This is a genomic window from Bradyrhizobium pachyrhizi, assembly GCF_029714545.1.
Classification (GTDB): Bacteria; Pseudomonadota; Alphaproteobacteria; order Rhizobiales; family Xanthobacteraceae; genus Bradyrhizobium; species Bradyrhizobium pachyrhizi.
This window is the reverse complement of the sequence record NZ_CP121667.1, coordinates 2,692,292-2,707,903: the sequence shown is the minus strand read 5'-3', so window position 1 is coordinate 2,707,903 and position 15,612 is coordinate 2,692,292. Positions and strand designations below refer to the sequence as shown.

15 protein-coding genes, 1 tRNA gene and 1 pseudogene are annotated in these 15,612 nt (G+C 58.9%); 8 read left to right on the top strand and 9 right to left on the bottom strand.

The features are described 5' to 3' along the window. The first annotated feature begins 30 nt into the window (after positions 1-30). The gene (locus QA639_RS12495; protein ID WP_283089857.1) at positions 31-1,035 is read left to right on the top strand and encodes a restriction endonuclease; all 1,005 of its coding nucleotides are present in this window, start codon (positions 31-33) and stop codon (positions 1,033-1,035) included. A 20-nt stretch (positions 1,036-1,055) separates the two neighbouring features. On the opposite strand, the gene QA639_RS12490 is transcribed toward QA639_RS12495, so the two are convergent. The 3 genes from QA639_RS12490 to QA639_RS12480 form a co-directional block, all read right to left on the bottom strand. Continuing rightward, positions 1,056-1,586, bottom strand: a complete 531-nt coding sequence (locus tag QA639_RS12490; protein ID WP_283089856.1) for a restriction endonuclease — start codon at positions 1,584-1,586, stop codon at positions 1,056-1,058. 342 nt (positions 1,587-1,928) lie between these two features. After that, a complete protein-coding gene (locus QA639_RS41880; protein ID WP_428841153.1) occupies positions 1,929-2,156 on the bottom strand; it encodes an ATP-binding domain-containing protein in 228 nt (75 codons plus the stop codon). 2,601 nt (positions 2,157-4,757) lie between these two features. After that, the gene (locus QA639_RS12480) at positions 4,758-6,320 is read right to left on the bottom strand and encodes a hypothetical protein (RefSeq protein ID WP_283089854.1); all 1,563 of its coding nucleotides are present in this window, start codon (positions 6,318-6,320) and stop codon (positions 4,758-4,760) included. Between the two features lie 1,205 nt (positions 6,321-7,525). On the opposite strand from QA639_RS12480, the gene QA639_RS12475 reads away from it, so the two are divergent. Further along, on the top strand, positions 7,526-8,857 hold the full coding sequence (locus tag QA639_RS12475) for a hypothetical protein (RefSeq protein ID WP_283089853.1): 1,332 nt from the start codon (positions 7,526-7,528) through the stop codon (positions 8,855-8,857). A gap of 311 nt (positions 8,858-9,168) precedes the next feature. Here QA639_RS12475 and QA639_RS12470 read toward each other — a convergent pair. Further along, positions 9,169-9,243 (bottom strand) — tRNA-Gln (locus QA639_RS12470). A 221-nt stretch (positions 9,244-9,464) separates the two neighbouring features. Here QA639_RS12470 and QA639_RS12465 point away from each other — a divergent pair. Beyond that, complete coding sequence (locus tag QA639_RS12465; RefSeq protein WP_283089852.1) at positions 9,465-11,243, top strand: acyl-CoA dehydrogenase family protein; 1,779 nt, start codon at positions 9,465-9,467, stop codon at positions 11,241-11,243. Between the two features lie 259 nt (positions 11,244-11,502). Here the strand turns inward: QA639_RS12465 and QA639_RS12460 are convergent, their stop codons facing one another. Both QA639_RS12460 and rpsU read right to left on the bottom strand, forming a co-directional pair. After that, positions 11,503-11,745 carry a hypothetical protein gene (locus QA639_RS12460; protein ID WP_152977952.1) on the bottom strand — a complete coding sequence of 81 codons (243 nt, stop codon included), beginning with the start codon at positions 11,743-11,745 and terminating at the stop codon, positions 11,503-11,505. A 33-nt stretch (positions 11,746-11,778) separates the two neighbouring features. Further along, positions 11,779-12,075 (bottom strand): 30S ribosomal protein S21, encoded by a 297-nt coding sequence (gene rpsU / locus QA639_RS12455; RefSeq protein ID WP_082190822.1) that lies wholly within the window; start codon positions 12,073-12,075, stop codon positions 11,779-11,781. Positions 12,076-12,275: 200 nt separating this feature from the next. Here rpsU and QA639_RS12450 point away from each other — a divergent pair, with 200 nt between their 5' ends. Both QA639_RS12450 and QA639_RS12445 read left to right on the top strand, forming a co-directional pair. After that, positions 12,276-12,452 carry a hypothetical protein gene (locus QA639_RS12450; protein WP_283089851.1) on the top strand — a complete coding sequence of 59 codons (177 nt, stop codon included), beginning with the start codon at positions 12,276-12,278 and terminating at the stop codon, positions 12,450-12,452. Positions 12,453-12,575: 123 nt separating this feature from the next. Further along, positions 12,576-12,809 (top strand): DUF6894 family protein, encoded by a 234-nt coding sequence (locus QA639_RS12445; protein WP_283089850.1) that lies wholly within the window; start codon positions 12,576-12,578, stop codon positions 12,807-12,809. A gap of 22 nt (positions 12,810-12,831) precedes the next feature. On the opposite strand, the gene QA639_RS12440 is transcribed toward QA639_RS12445, so the two are convergent. Then, on the bottom strand, positions 12,832-13,074 hold the full coding sequence (locus QA639_RS12440) for a DUF6894 family protein (protein WP_283089849.1): 243 nt from the start codon (positions 13,072-13,074) through the stop codon (positions 12,832-12,834). A gap of 89 nt (positions 13,075-13,163) precedes the next feature. Between QA639_RS12440 and QA639_RS12435 the strand changes: the two genes are divergently transcribed. Beyond that, on the top strand, positions 13,164-13,406 hold the full coding sequence (locus QA639_RS12435; RefSeq protein WP_283089848.1) for a hypothetical protein: 243 nt from the start codon (positions 13,164-13,166) through the stop codon (positions 13,404-13,406). A gap of 113 nt (positions 13,407-13,519) precedes the next feature. Here QA639_RS12435 and QA639_RS12430 read toward each other — a convergent pair whose 3' ends face one another. Next, positions 13,520-13,777: a hypothetical protein gene (locus QA639_RS12430; protein ID WP_028334476.1), complete on the bottom strand. Its 258-nt coding sequence runs from the start codon at positions 13,775-13,777 to the stop codon at positions 13,520-13,522. A gap of 104 nt (positions 13,778-13,881) precedes the next feature. After that, a complete protein-coding gene (locus QA639_RS12425; RefSeq protein ID WP_016844538.1) occupies positions 13,882-14,091 on the bottom strand; it encodes a cold-shock protein in 210 nt (69 codons plus the stop codon). A 170-nt stretch (positions 14,092-14,261) separates the two neighbouring features. Between QA639_RS12425 and QA639_RS12420 the strand changes: the two are divergent. Both QA639_RS12420 and QA639_RS12415 read left to right on the top strand, forming a co-directional pair. Then, a pseudogene (locus QA639_RS12420) lies at positions 14,262-14,568 on the top strand (acyl-CoA dehydrogenase C-terminal domain-containing protein); the annotation flags it as partial. Positions 14,569-14,799: 231 nt separating this feature from the next. Next, positions 14,800-15,513: a response regulator transcription factor gene (locus QA639_RS12415; RefSeq protein ID WP_283089847.1), complete on the top strand. Its 714-nt coding sequence runs from the start codon at positions 14,800-14,802 to the stop codon at positions 15,511-15,513. The last annotated feature ends 99 nt before the right edge of the window (positions 15,514-15,612 follow it).

Genomic DNA, 15,612 nt, shown 5'->3' with positions numbered 1-15,612 from the left:
CGCTAACTCTGAAATCGAGATCGGTGGTTCATGGGACACATCGTGATGGCTACGTCGGGGTTCGCGGCCTCGCTGAGCGAAGATACCGGCGAACGTTCCGGCCTCGCACTCAGTAAGCAACAACTTATCGAGCACCTCCGTGAGGATCACCCATTCCGTATAGCGTTTGCCCAAGATGACGAGTTAATGCGCGTTGGAAGTGAGGAGTATGCTGACACAGTGGGGGATCTACTGTTCGCCCTCGGCGCGACTGACCAACCAGGTATGCCGAGCTTGGGTCAGCGGCTGATCGCAAGACTGGGGCCGGACTGGAGGGCGCACGTGGACCTTGAGGCGATCCTTAAAGTCGAGGCGGTTGGCAATTATCATCTGCAAATACGCAATGAGGTCGGATCGCTTGATCGGGACGCACTCGATTCAGACATCAAAAGCGTCATCAGCGGGTGCCGTATAGCAATTATGGAGCATCTGCTGGAGGCTATGTCGGTCCACCTAGCTCTGTCCCCGTTTTTTACACGTGAGAAGAAAGCGAAGGATCACTTGGCTCTGACGGACTTATTCGAGAGTGAGCGTCTTCCAATCGAAGGATCGGGTTTCGTTGATCAGCGGTTTGTGAACTACCTGTCGCGAAAGCCCGAACTTCTGCAGGAGATAAATTGGCGGCAGTTCGAGGGGCTCTCCGCAGAATGGCTCGTCCGGAATGGCTACGAGGTAGAACTTGGAGCTGGCCGAAATGACGGCGGTATCGACGTGCGAGCTTGGAATGCCGGCAGGAAACTTGGTGTTCCGCCAGTTGTGATCGTTCAGTGCAAACGGGAGAAGCGGAAGATCGGCAAGGTCGTCGTAAAGGCCCTCCGGGCCGACGTTCATGCAGAAGGAGCCGATGGAGGCCTCGTAGTTACGACGAATGATATCAGTCCGGGAGCGTCGAAACTTGTCGAAGCTCGGGCGTATCCGATCACGGTTGCGAATCGTGACGAGGTCACACGGTGGATCACGGCCATGCGGCGCCCTACTGCCGGCGTGGTCCTTTAGGGTGGTCGAGGCGCGGGACGTCAAACATCGAATTCACCGGACAAGATGATCACGTTCGGTCGCGCGACATCGAGTATCTCGGCTACAGTAGGAGCGGCTGTTCGATACGTGAGCCGCAACGACGCCAGAAGCGTCGCGCCGTCAACTAATTCGACGAAAAAGCCGCTCTGAGCGGCCATCTCGGTTTCCCTAAAGACGCCGGCCGTGAATACCGACGATGTTACCAGCAGGCCGCTGTGGGTCGCGTGAATGCCCATCGTGCCAATAAGTTCGCGCAACACCCGAACTCCGACCTTGTTTCTCGTGTGCTTTATCTGGGCGTAGATCGCGGCGGGGCCGCCGTCCGGATGCTGAACCACTATATCGACGCCGCCGTCCTTTGAACGCGCGGTGCCGCGGGCCTCGTAGCCAAACTCTCTAAGAATTGCCGTGCTGGCGTCTTCAAGAGTTGCCCATTCATCAGCACTTCCTCGTCCCAAGAGATGTTGTTCGATCTCCCTGGTCAAAAGCCCGATCTGAGCTTGATCAAGAGCTGGTGAAAACGTCGCCAAGGCCGCCCCGCCAGCCTGTACGTTCCGCAGCGCCCTGTCCGGAACGGACCCGCAGGAGCTATCCCACATATCCTTGAATGCGAACCACCAGCCGCAAAATGAGCAGGTGAGCACCTCAACATGCTCGGAAAATCGCCGACCATCACTGTCCTGGCATTGGTCTGTGGGGCACAATTGCGGATGTGACCTACAGCAGGGGCACTGCCGTGAAGCAAAAACGCTCTCAAGAACCGGCTTCGTTTGGGTTTGCGCTTGGTAATTCCAGAACAAGTTTTCGCCCGCCTCTTTGGGTAAGAAACCGTACGTTCTTAACCGCCGGTAGGGACTGCATGAGCAGCCCTATCACGAGCGCCAATCGACACGATCGCTGAATTGAGGTCGCAATGGTTCGAGGATCGCGGGCAGGCGCCCCTCGCAGGTCACTCCCAGATAGGTCGCGGCACGCGTGACGCCAACGTAAAGATAGCGCGGGAAGAGCTCTTTAAGGCGGCGGGCAAGTCCGTCGACTCCAATGAAGAAGACTGCTTCAAATTCCAGACCTTTGATATGCTGGATATCGAAGACACGCACCTCGCATCGCCAACCACCCGCCCTTCCTTGCACCCGACGATGGTAATGTTGCACTCCGCCAACGCGGATCGCGTTGCATTTACCAGGGGATCAATGAGGTCATCACCGTCAACGAACACGGCGATAGAAGGTAGCGATCCGACTGACTGCTCGACCTCATCAATGCGATCGGCAAGCCAGGTTCCAAGCGCCGTGTCAGAAACGCCTTCCGCGAGTAGCGGCCACACATCCGCTTCTTCGGTTTCCGACGGAGATCGCGTCTTCTGTGCACCCGGGTCGAGCAGCGCTGCTAGAGCATCCGAAAATTGGCGAAGCTTCCGGCTCTGTCTGTAGCCGATATCAATCTCGCGGACGTCCATCTGGGCTCCCGACACATGATTCAGCCAGTCAATCTCGGCTTCACTCTGAATGCCAGACGACGTCACCCGCTGGCGCAAATCGCCACATGCAAACCACGAGCGCAGTTCTGGATGTGCAAGCTCGATCGTGCATGCAAGCTGCACGGCGGAGAGATCCGTAGCTTCGTCAACAAAAACCTGAGTGAGATACCGGCTGCGTATCGTTTCGAGCCAGTCATACCTGACTGCGCCGTCGCGTCTCGCATCCACGTTGCGTACCACGCGGCGAGCGTTTCGAAGCATTGCCAGCAGGACGATGTCGACCTCGTCGGGAGAGATCAAGCTGCGGCTTGCGGCTTCGGCAACTGCTTCGTCCGAAGTATAGTGCCTGCCTTCCCGGATCATTTGGCGACGAAACCGCGAATAGGCACCGGGCAAGCCGAGTACCGATAAGCGCGGCGCCTGGAGTAGCGTCCTCAACCACGACCGTGTCGCGATGTTCTTGCCGATCGGCACGAAAACGTTGTCGGAGGGCAGCCGCTTGCCGATCAGTTCAATGACCCTGGCCGATTGTCCGCCGAGTGACCGTCGGCCTTCCGCGACGGAACGCGCCCAATTCCGAAGGGCGTTCCAGAGAACATTCAGTGCGCGCGCCTCAGAGCTCCCTGTGGACGCTAGGACCTGGCTTGTTTCGTCATCGTCATCCTCATCATCGTCGTCCTGCTCCGATGACCGGGGCGAAGGGAGGGAAGCGAGTTCCTGGAGCAAGCCCTTGTTTTGATTTAGCAGAAGATTGTTGATCTTTCTCAACTCTGCGGTGATCAGGTCGCCGAGACGCTTGACCTCCTCTTGGAGTTCCCTCGCCTGCATGACGACCGTCAGCATATCGTCGATGCAGGACTCGTTACCTTGTCTAAGCTCGGCTCGAATCCTGGTCGCAATACCCTTGGCGCGTTCATCATCGGACCCTTGCAGACTTGTCAGCGCACCGTCGAACCTTCGGATCAGATCCGCCCCCGCAAAGGTCGCGAACTCGTCATGGAGACTCGACCGCGCGGCGCTCGATTGATCGGCAAGTAGATGGATATCGGCGAGTTGGAAGCGACCGGAGTTGGCCGACCGCAGAATGTTCAGCACGTTGCGCGCGAGATCGAGCCTCTCCTTAGCCCAAGTGCGGACATTGCCGGCGTCCGGCACTCCCTGCTTATTGAATGCGTCGCCAAGATATTGCTTCAGCAGTTCGCCAGGCGAAAACATCGCCCAACTGTTTGCGCTCGCTAGATCAACGCCCGCACGGGTCACCAGAGCTTTGTCCGAGTCCGACAGCGCTTCCAATGTCCGCTTCTGTGACAACCGCCGGATCAGCGTGGTCGTCTTTCCCGATCCCGGCGGGCCAAACAGCATGAACTGCTTGTTTAGCGGCAATCGAAAGATTGCTCCCTGAAACTTGTTCAGGATCGGCCGATCCCGGAGAGCGATCCTGTCGATGGTTCTTCGTCGGTTGCGCTGGCGGTCAGATTGGACGTCGGCCGCCTGCTGCAAAATCTGGCCCAGGATGTCTTCCGCCGAAACATCACCTTCGCGAAGGAGTTTCAGCGCCTGACGCAGGGAGTCTTGCTTCAGAAGCTCGTGCAATGCACCCCATGGAGCGGACTCAAAATCGTCAATCAGCGCGTCCCAACCCGCGGATTGTTCCCGCGGCGACCACACCGTCCTCTTCAGAATGCGGGCCGTTCGTTCGCGATTACGGACATCCAAGGTCACGGTTTCGCCAGCCTCATGCTCCGCGAGGTGACCAAGATCGTCTAGCGAGGTCACGAAATGCGCGCCTTTCACCGCATCATTCAGGCCCGCTGCGGATAGACGCGCGAAATAGAGTGTCTGCGGAGGCCGGGCCTCGTTCTTCCATTCGACTTCGACGCGCGCGATACACGGCTCAAGCAAAAGTCTGCGCAGCGCCTCGCGCAAGCCTGCATTCTGAGCGTGGGCGAACCGCTCCGCATTCCCTACGCCAACCATCATGTTCGAGCGGTTCAAAACACCATCAATAGAAAGTCCAAATGGTCGACTTTCGAGATTGGAACGCGCTCCATCGGCAATGCTTTTGAGAGCGGTGAGAATTTCTTCTCCCACCTTGAGTACAATTTCGCGTTTTTCGTCACTGGACTCCAAGGTACCGTCCCCCATTTGAGTCATTGTCGGCACTTGATCGTAAAGCGGCTTAATGTCCATCAACTCGCGAATAAAATCGTGTAACCTCGCTTTATGAAGTGGACAGTATAACGTTCTGCCAGTTTTCGAATCCGCCAGCCACTAGAGCAGGGGCTGTGGCCTTCCTATCCCGTTTCGATTTCTCGATCGCGGTGTCGATAAAATCCGCTGTATCCGAACCCGGTAATCGCGCCACGTCGGCGACGATATGCGGCCGACCTCCGATCAGAGTAGTTTCCGTTTCGGAGGTGGTCACAGCTTCGATAGGAATTTCAATCAAGGCGGTATATTGCGCGCCGCCGAACTCCAGGGAGAACGGCGTTAAGATCGCATTCTGCTCGTCAACAATACCATTGTCGAACTTCGGGAAAATCATGTTCACGCCTGGCGTAGATGTCAGCGCCAGGAACTCTGTGTGCTTCTCGACCCAGTCATAGAAGTCCTTGAGCATGATCTGACGTGTAAGGCGGCGGCCAGAGCGGGCAATAGCCGACAAGATTTGGCGCAGTGCCGGAGCGGCATGTACCCAATGGTGGAATGGTCCTTCGAGCGGACCAACGGGCAGCTCAAGCTGAGTACCCTTGAAGTGAGCCGTCACCGTCTTGGCCGGCCTTGAGAGTATCGCGCCAATTTCGATGATGGAGACTGCCTCATCGAGCTCGACCATTCGGTCTCCAGCATAGTTAAATGTTAGCTCGGCCCACTTCTTCTCGAAGTCGAGTACAACCTCAAAATAGAGATTTGCGAACCGAACGCGACTTACCCCTTTGCCTTCAAAGGGCGGAGGTATGAAGACTTCAGCCTCTATCGAAGTCCATTCTCCGGCGTCCGATGCGAGCTCGATTGTTGTCGCCAACAGCGGAGGAACACTCATCTCCAGAACAGCCTGCTGGAAGTGTTCGCGATCGTTTTCCAACGCTATCCCGAAGCGGTGGTACTCGATCGTCAGATTCGACACTTCCAGCTCCCGGCGGCCGCCCAAAAACAGGTCGGATATCTTTTTGGCCGCATCGCTGCCGGGAACGAAAAAATGCCCGATGACAGCTCTATCATCAAAGCCACAGGTTTGACGGTGCCTGGCTTTGCTTGCGACGTATTCGGATGGGCTATCGCCCAGCATGCCCGTGAGCGCGGCTCCCAAGCCTTCTCCCAAGGGACCAATTTCAATTGCCCGCTCTAGTGGCACAGGCACAGTCGTTCTGTGGATGGTGCGGTTTCCTCGTGCTTCTTCGCGACGAACTCGGCGCAGCGTCTCCGTGATGACTACATCATCAACTGGAATGAAGAGGCTGCGGTCAGGCACCCTACCACTCTTGTTGTAGATCAACGCGATGATGGCGGTAGGCAAATCTGCATCAACGAGATGCTTGAGCGCAGACAGTTTGATACGAGGCGGTTCTCCGGCCTTCTCCGTCGATTTCACCTGTACGAGGAATTTCGGAAGCTCATTCTGAGCATCGAGCGGTCGCTCAGTCGAGCGGTCTGGCTCACTCTCAAGCAAAAAATCCCATCCCAAGCGATCGACCTGAGATTTCTGGGCGTGGAAACCTTCCGGCTCGCACCAACTGAGAAATAGGTTCTCGCCTATTGCGCCAATATCTCGTTTCGCTACCAACGTTCCTCCAGCCCGTGAAGTTCTAGGCTGCCGCGCCTCTTGCAAGGATGACCGAGGCTGTTGGTGGCCCCGTTCCTTGCCTTCTTCGCCACTTTTAACTCCTCGATTCGAGAGTGGCCGTACTAGCACAGCCGCATTGAGGCGCAACTCTCCATCAGTTGACTCTATATGCTGGTACGATCCGTGAACTCTCTGGTGACATCCGCATTGCAGGCGATTTGCCCGAGCTATCAATTGTTTCGGCAATTCTTGGGCCAACATTACAACTTGAAATAATCTGATCGAGGGAGTCGAGATCACCGATGCACAAATCGGTCTATCGGCGCTTCGAAACAGGATCGGCTCTCCTCTACGACCGCATGGCGGCCTATCGGCCGGGCAACATGAGGGTGCACGTCGACTTCAAGCACTATTTCGATGCGCGCGGCGCAGCTGCCCCAATGTGTCGCCGATGACATGGAACAGAAGTGGGAAAATGCCCGCTATGTTGGGCGGTTCTAACTCGGATACACATTGAGGAAGCGGTTCTGTCTGGCCGCCTTCGACTCGGCTTCGCGTCCGCTGGGGCGAGTAAACAAGATCGCAATGCCGAGAGTCGACTCGCCGACCGATCGCCAAGAACACCGTGTGTTTTAGTTTGGCCTTCTCAAACGGTTTCTCTCGCTAAGGTCTTGATTTGTATGGTGAGCGCACCAGGGCGAACCTGGGACGGGCAGATTAAGAGTTCAGGACCATCGCGATCTTCGGGGCTTGGAGCTGCTGCTCTGCCTCGTCGCTTCGACGGGTCACTTCCTGCCCCGGGGGCCTACCCACGGCGCGCTCTAGCATCGGAGGTAAGTAGGTCCGAGGTGTCCTTTTCAGGCGCTGCACTACGCTCCTGTTCGATCCGGTTGCCGTCGCAGTTTCAAATCCTGCTGGTGATCATCATGATGGGCAGTACGGGCAAGAACCAATTTCAGCAGCTCACGCCATTATCCGATGACACGTCCTGCCATAATTCCAGCGGGTTCTTGGCCGCGCCGTATGTCTGCTGGAATCGCAGCAGGGTACTGCGGAGAATTGACTGTCGAATCCTTTCTCAAACGGGTCGGTAAGGAGTATCCTCGACCACGTGTGAAAGAAGGGAGGCGTCAGCTGTGGTTGCGAGACGATCTGGACCGAGCCATAGCTCCGGACATGGTGCCGGGCGACCTCGCCGAGGATTTGTGACGCTGGAGCGCCCACTTCCACGCTTCGTCGAGGTACGCCGGCTTGCCCGTGGAGCTGCCGCTTTCTACTTCCGCATCCCCACTCACTACAGGAAACTCGGCTGCGAGATGGCGAATGAGCCACTTGGGACGAGCTACGAAACCGCATGCGGCGGCGATGGCAAAGGCGGACGCGCTGCCACCCTCAATGCCTTGTTCGATGAATGGAACAACCACCGCAGAGGGCAGCCGGGCGATCAAGGAAAGATCGCGCGCTATGGCACGATCGATTGGCTGTTCCGTCAATACAAGACAGAGAAGGCGTATACCGAGAAGGTCTCACCTCGGTCCCGCCCCGATTACGAACGGATCATGCAAATGATCTGCGACACCGTCGATAAGAATGGACGGCGGATTGGCGAACGGCAGATCATGGAAGTTACACCACGAGCTGCTGACAAGATTTACGACAAAATCATCAACGGCCCAAACGGGATCAGGCTGCGGCAGGGAGAAAAGGTCGTCGGCCTCTGCCGAAAGGTATGGCGGATCATGCGTCGGCTGCACCCGGAGTTGTTCGATAAGAAGCACCCGAACCCCTGGGACGATTTCACCCTCAAGAGTCGTACCAAGACCAAGAAGCACGCGGTCACTCGAGAAGAGGTCTATAAATTTGCATGGGGCTGCATCAAAGAAGGGCGGCCTGAACCAGCGGCCGTCGCGGTGATCTGCTTTGAATGGCTGCAACGGCCAGAGAACGTGGTGGCCGGGTTTTTGACTTGGCCCGACTATCGCAGCAAAAACTGGCCACACGCTGTGCGCATCGAGCACCACAAGAACAAGGCGTTGGTCTGGCATCCGCTCGAAGAGACTCTCGATGGAGAGACCGTCAAGTTTTACGCCGAAGCGGAGGACATTTTGAGCCATCTGCCCAAGCTCGGCGTCCCGATGATCATGCGTCGGATACAAAAGGGTGAACACAAGGGCGATGCGAAAGTGTGGTCCTACCCTGGCATGGAAAAAGTGGTGCAGCAGATGCGCAAGAAGATCGACGGCGTATCAAAGCTTTTCACGCTTGATGCCTGTCGACACGGCGGCATGACCGAACTCGAGGAAGCCGAACTGACGGACGGCCAGGGTCGTGCACTCTCGGGCCACAAGACCGCACAGGCCTATCGCGGTTATGCCAAGGAAACGATGATGCGAGCGTTGGCTGCGACCCGTAAGCGGCATGCACATCTCTTGGCGCAGAAGGAACTCGATCAGCAGAATGCTGATGGAGCAGCATCACCTCGAGACGAAACGCAGACCTCCCCAATTTCTAAGACCAGCGTCCGATCTCAAGGATAGATCTCAAGGATAGATCTCAAGGATAGACTTCGCGCTTCGTTGAAAGCTGCAAAAGGCGGCGGTGGGTGCAACCGTCGATCCGGACGCGATGTCAACGGCTGCGGTCGGAACTTTACAACCCGCAGACAGATCCGCTCAATGTTTTGATAAATTGAGCGACGTTCAATGCGCGACGACTTTCATCTGCTGCCTTCGACCAAAAACGAAACCAGCACAGAATTTCCAAATGGGACGCAAAGGGAATTTCCAAATGCGCGGTAAATTCCGTCTTGAGCAAGACCGTTTTCATAACAAAATCAGCGTCTTGTATGTGGCTGGGGCGGGAGGGATCGAACCTCCGAATGGCGGAATCAAAATCCGCTGCCTTACCGCTTGGCTACGCCCCAACGCGCCGATCGAAGGCCACGTCGGTCTATAGGGTGAGTCCCGCCATTTCAACAGGGCGGCGATCGAAAAGGCACGAAAGCCGCAGGATGATGACGGTACTCTTATTTATAAGCCGACGCCGCGGAGGCCGAAACAGACCGTACGATGTCCGTTCGGACTGTTGAGAGGCCGCCGGTTTCATGGGATGACAATTTGCAAACGCCTCGTCGGGAGTAACGCCATGACCTACCGTGCGCCGATCAACGATATCCTGCTGTCCCTCAATCACGGTGCGGGCCTCGCTGCCGCCGTGGAGGCCGGCCACTACGGCGATTTCGACGGCGACATCACCGCTGCGGTGCTGGAAGAAGCCGGCAAGTTCGCCTCCGATGTGCTGGCGCCGCTGAATCGTGTCGGCGACGAGCACGGCATCAAGCTCGACAACGGCAAGGTGACGACCGCGCCGGGCTGGCCCGACGCCTACCAGCGCTGGACCGCCGCGGGCTGGAACGCGGTGTCGGGGCCGGAGGCGTTCGGCGGCCAGGGCCTGCCGCTCGCGGTCAACGCCGCCTGCACCGAGATCTGGAGCGCGTCGAACGTCGCCTTCGGCCTCTGCCCGCTGCTGACGCTGTCGGCGATCGAGGCGCTCGATGCCCATGGCAGCGCCGAGCTGAAGAAGACCTATCTCGAGAAGCTGGTCACCGGCGAGTGGACCGGCACGATGCAACTCACCGAGCCCAATGCCGGCTCCGACGTCGGCGCGCTGCGCACCCGCGCCGAACGCGCCCCCGACGGCACCTATCGCATCAAGGGCACCAAGATCTTCATCACCTACGGCGAGCACGACATGACCGACAACATCGTGCATTTCGTGCTTGCACGATTGCCCGATGCCCCCGCGGGCACCAAGGGAATCTCACTATTCCTGGTTCCGAAATTCCTGGTCAATGCCGACGGCTCGCTCGGCGAGCGCAACGACATCCATGCCAGCGGCGTCGAGCACAAGCTCGGCATGCACGCATCGCCGACCTGCACCATGACGATGGGCGATAAGGGTGGCGCGGTCGGTTATCTGATCGGCGAGGAAAACCAGGGCATGCGCTGCATGTTCACGATGATGAACCAGGCCCGCCTCGGCGTCGGCCTCGAAGGCGTCGGCATTGCCGACCGCGCCTATCAGCAGGCGCTGGCCTATGCGCAGGAGCGCCGGCAAGGGAAAGCTATCGGCCACAAGAGCGACGGGATGGATCCGATCATCGTGCATCCCGACGTCAAGCGCATGCTGATGCAGATGCGCAGCATGACGGCGGCGGCGCGCACGATCTGCTACGCCACCGCGGTCGCGCTCGACGTTTCGGTGCGCGCCAAGGACGCCAAGGTGCGCGCCGAGGCCGCTGCCCGCGGCGCGCTGCTGACCCCGATCGCCAAGGCGTTCTCCACCGACATCGGCAACGAGGTCGCCTATCTCGGCGTACAGATCCACGGCGGCATGGGCTTCATCGAGGAGACCGGCGCCGCGCAGCATTATCGCGACGCCCGCATCACCTCGATCTACGAGGGGACCAACGGCATCCAGTCGGTCGACCTCGTCACCCGCAAGCTCGGCGCCAATGGCGGCGCCTCGGTCTGGGCGCTGCTGGACGAGCTCGCTGCCGTCATCAAGCAGGTCGAGACCTCCAACGATCCGGCGTTCGGCACCACGGGCGCCAAGCTGCGCGACGCGCATGCCGCGCTGGAGCGCACCAGCAAATGGCTGCTCGAGCGCCTCGCCTCGGCGCCGAACGAGGCACTGGCCGGCGCAACGCCCTATCTGCGGCTGTTCGCCGCAACGCTCGGCGGCTGCATGCTCGCCGGCGAGGCGCTGGCCGCCAAGGCGAACGGCGAAGCCGAGCCGCAGCGCTACGTCGCGCTGGCGCGCTTCTTCGCCGAGAACATCGCCGTGCAGGCGCCGTCGCTGGAAAAGACCGTGACCGAAAGCGCCGAGGCGGTGACCGGCGCGGATGCGGTGCTGGCGGGGTAAGATACTTTCCACCGTCATTGCGAGGTGAGAGGGCCCAAAGCGCTGTGGTCGCCAAAGGCCCTCCTCGCTCGTTTGATGCACACGACGTGCGGCATCACAGCTGTCGTCCCTGCGAAAGGGACCCACAACCACAGCCTTCCGTTGTTGAAACGAGCTGTGGCTCCAGCTTTGCAAACCATTCGGCACTGGGTTCCGGGTCGCGCTTCGCTTGCCCGGGACGGCATCGAGTTTTGCGCCTACCGCCGAATCGCACGTCTTGTCAGCGATCCGCGCGAAATTCCTCCGGGCCGTCGAGCAAGTCACGCTTGCGGGCGGCCTGATCGAACTGGCTGGCGGAATGATCTGCCATTGCGTTGATGGCGGTGCCGGCCAGGTTCTGCGCACGTCGCCGTTGATCGTCGTGCCTCGATCGAACATCCCGATCCACGGCTCGCCGACGACAGATCTCATCGGAGATACGTTCCTGGAGGCATCCGTTGCCTCGATAAGATCGCCGCGTCATCCTGCACGATCCTTCCAGCAGGATCGGTACGGGCTAAGTCCCCCGTGTGCCGCCTGCTTGCTGTGGCGATTGCCCTGGCGCCGAAGGTCTGGACGCCGGGAATTTGGGTTTCCGCGGAGGGGCCGCGATCAATCCATCCCGTATCGCTTGCTTGCGGGCAAGCTTGCGGGCTCGCCGCACGGCCTCGGATTTCTCTCGAGCCCTCTTTTCCGATGGCTTTTCGAACGATCTGCGGCGCTTCATCTCTCTAAAGACGCCTTCGCGCTGCAACCTCTTCTTTAGAACTCGAAGCGCCTGGTCGATGTTGTTGTCCCTGACAAGAACTTGCAACGGATCACCTCTCTCGCGCTACAACGCACATTGAATGAACACTACAATGGCCCGCTCCATCAGTGACAGAGCGGACCGCACTGCCATCCCAGTACATCCGTGGAACGGCAGCCGACCAACAACATCGCGGAAGCTTCAGCCGCGGTGCTGCAAGCACGCGTCCTCGCTTTCATCCGACGATGTCTTTGGAAAAAGGTCCCGTGGAACCGATCTACAAGGCTCAAGGCCAGTCGATCTACGAAACCTATGCACTTATCTCGGCTATGCAAGACGCAGTCGCTGATCATGAGAATTATATCCGACAGTTCAGCCACGCCGAGATCATGGCTGAACGGCGATGGCGGCTTGACCGCGAACGCGAAAAGCGGTTCCCCTAAAATCTCCACCGTTGCCGAGTAGCAAATTCGCTCCAACAGGCGCAGAGTACGTCGCTGCCGGATGACTATTGAGCGCCGGCACCTGAGAGCCTGGGCAGCTCCCGCCACCAAAGGGAGCCGAAGATGGCAACCCGCTACTATTTCGATATCCGCAACGGCGAGCAACTCTATGCCGACAAACAGGGCATCGAGCTACGCGACGAGGAAACTGCCGCGCACGAAGCGATGCAGTCATTGCTCAGCATAGCCAAGGAGAACCCGCCTTTGGACAAACACAGGGTGTTGGCGTTTGAGGTCCGGACGGACGAAGGGCCGCTGTTTCAGGTCAGTCTCAGTCTCGGCATCACAAGGTGCTAGCCGCTGCGCTGCGCGGCCAGACTCAAGAATCCAGCCGGCAACTGCGCCAAGCGATGGCCACCTCAAGCACGGGCCCATCGTTGTCCCGGACCTCGATGGCAATCTGATGGAAATTGTGACCGCGAAAGGAATCCCGAATGACGTCGGCCAAGGCGCGCGCAGCCTCCTCCTGAACCGCACCGAAGCTGGACATCTCCATGCCCTCTTCGTCGATCGCCAGGCCGCCGCCATCACGAAGATCGAAATAATAGCGCGTCATCGGCATGGTAATTTACCCCGGCTCTCGATTGTTCCTGCGAAGGCCGGGGAATGTGGCCGGTGAGGACAGAGGCGCGCGAGCCGTCCAGGTGAGTCATGACCGCAAAAGCGAGAGAGTTCCTTGATTTCTGGATTGAAAACAGCGTCCACGCTGCCGAGCGATATGGAACGCCGGGTGCCTCGCAGGACGTTGCCGAGTTGGCGCACCGGTGCGTCGAGATGGCGGGACAGCAAGGCCTGACGGAACAGGATCTGCGTGAGGCGGCCGGCGATATCACTGACTACATCAGGATCAGACTGAAGGCGGCGAACAGGAAGGAGGCCGATCGTCCCAAATAGTTCGGGCAACGGCCAAGCTTCGCGACCTGAACGTAGCGGCCGAGGCCGCGAAGCAACAGGTCCGCTTCAGCAACTATCAGCGACGGACTCGAAGACGTGCGTGATTGCGCGGCTTAGCGCACGATGCGCTTGACCCGCTTGGTTCTCTTGGCAGCCACAGATGCCGCGCCTGCGGGTGCAGCGCCAGCCTGCGCGGCCGCCTCGGCGTCACGCGCTTCACGAAGAGCCCGCAGACGCACCATGTTCTTGCGCACGGCGATCGCGTCGCGCTCGACCTCAGCGATTGCCTGCGCACCGGCCTCGGCGGCAAGCCGCTGGCGCTGGGCCTTGGCCAGGCGCTCGGCAGAAAGTTCTTCCGGCTTCTTGGCCATGAGCGAATGAGCCCTTTGAAAAGCAGCGTGACCCGCTCAACCCATCAGAGGATCGAGCGGGCCGCGGCTGTCATCCCAGTACATCCGTGGAATGACAGATCGATTCAAGCCAGCCGAAGATCTTCGGCGCTGGTCTTGCCACGCATTTTGTCGATCTTGAGTTCGAACGACAGCTTCTGGCCCTCGGCGAGACCGCCAAGTCCGGCCCGCTCGACAGCGCTGATGTGAACGAACACGTCATTCGTGCCGTCATCGGGCTGAATGAAACCGAAGCCCTTCTGGCCGTTGAACCACTTCACAGTACCTGTAGGCATTTGTCTTCTCCAAAGCGGACGCACGTGAATTCGCGCTTGGTTCCGCATCATCCTTCAACCGACGATGTTCTTTGGAAAAGGGCCGCTTTGACCATTCAACAAGGCACAACGGCAAATCGAACGCCGCAAGCATACACACTTAATCCGCTAGGGCAAGTTCGGAAGCGCCCAAGCTGCGCAACGCGCACGCCGCGCTGGAGCGCATCAGCAAATGGCTGCTCGAGCGCCTCGGCGCCGAACGAGGCACTGGCCGGCGCAACGCCCTATCTGCGGCTGTTCGCCGGAGCGCTCGGCGGCTGCATGCTCGCCGGCGAGGCGCTGGCCGCCAAGGCGAACGGCGAAGCCGAGCCGCAGCGCTATGTCGCGCTGGCGCGCTTCTTCGCCGAGAACATCGCCGTACAGGCGCCGTCGCTGGAAAAGACCGTGACCGAAAGCGCCGAGGCGGTGACCGGCGCGGACGCGGTACTGGCGGGGTAAGACGCCCTCCCTGGCCATAGGCCGCGCCGCATTCACAGCCGTCGTCCTGGCGAAGGCCGCGACGACACCGAATGTGTTGCACGGTCAGCTCGTCATACATCCGCGTTCTCGCGACACGATCTGTCCGAGCTTTGCGCTTCGTTCCGCCCTCTCCTCAAGCAGAGGGCGCAGGGAAAGCGGAGGTGCCCGACACCGCCGTCATCGACGATTCCCGACCGGGAGCGGACATCCATGGCTCCGCTGAAAGACCCGATCACGAAGCCCGTAAAAACCCGTGTTGTTGACACTGGAAAACACAGCTACAGGTTCCATGAATTGCAGGTTGAGCGGCTTGGTTTGCGTGGGACGATTTACCTTGTGGATGATGACCCTGAGTTCAGCGGCGCTGCCCAGCGTCTGCTGGAGCTGGCAGGCTATCATGTCCAATCCTTTCCGTCAGCAGAGCGGCTGCTGGCGCAGCAGCTCCACCAGAATAGGGTTGACTGCATACTGCTTGATGTTCGCCTGCCGGCAATCACTGGCCCCGACTTGCAGCAGCAGCTGATTGCGCAGAACGTCGAGCTCCCGATCATCTTTCTTTCCGGGTACGAAGACATACCGATCACGGTTCGTACCATCAAATCTGGCGCCGAGGATTTTCTGAGGAAGCCGGTCACGGCCGAAATTCTGCTTTCCACGATCGAACGTGCAATTGATAAGCACAAGACCTCCCAGCAGCGTCGAGAAGAAAAAGCGATTCACCGCACCAACGCGGCCAAGCTCACTCCGCGAGAGCGCGATGTGTTCGAACGGGTCGTTGAGGGCAAATTAAACAAGCAGATCGCAAATGAATTTGGTTCAACCGTGCGCACCATCAAGGCGCACCGTCAACGAGTGATGGAGAAAATGCAGGCCCGATCGCTAGCCGAACTCGTCTTGATGGCCGAGCAACTCAAGCCGAGCTGATTTCGATCTCATTCCGGCAGACGGCCATCCTCTTGAGGGACGAAGATGATTACAAGGCAAATCACGTCGCCTCACGAAGACGAATTTCCTCTGGTGATT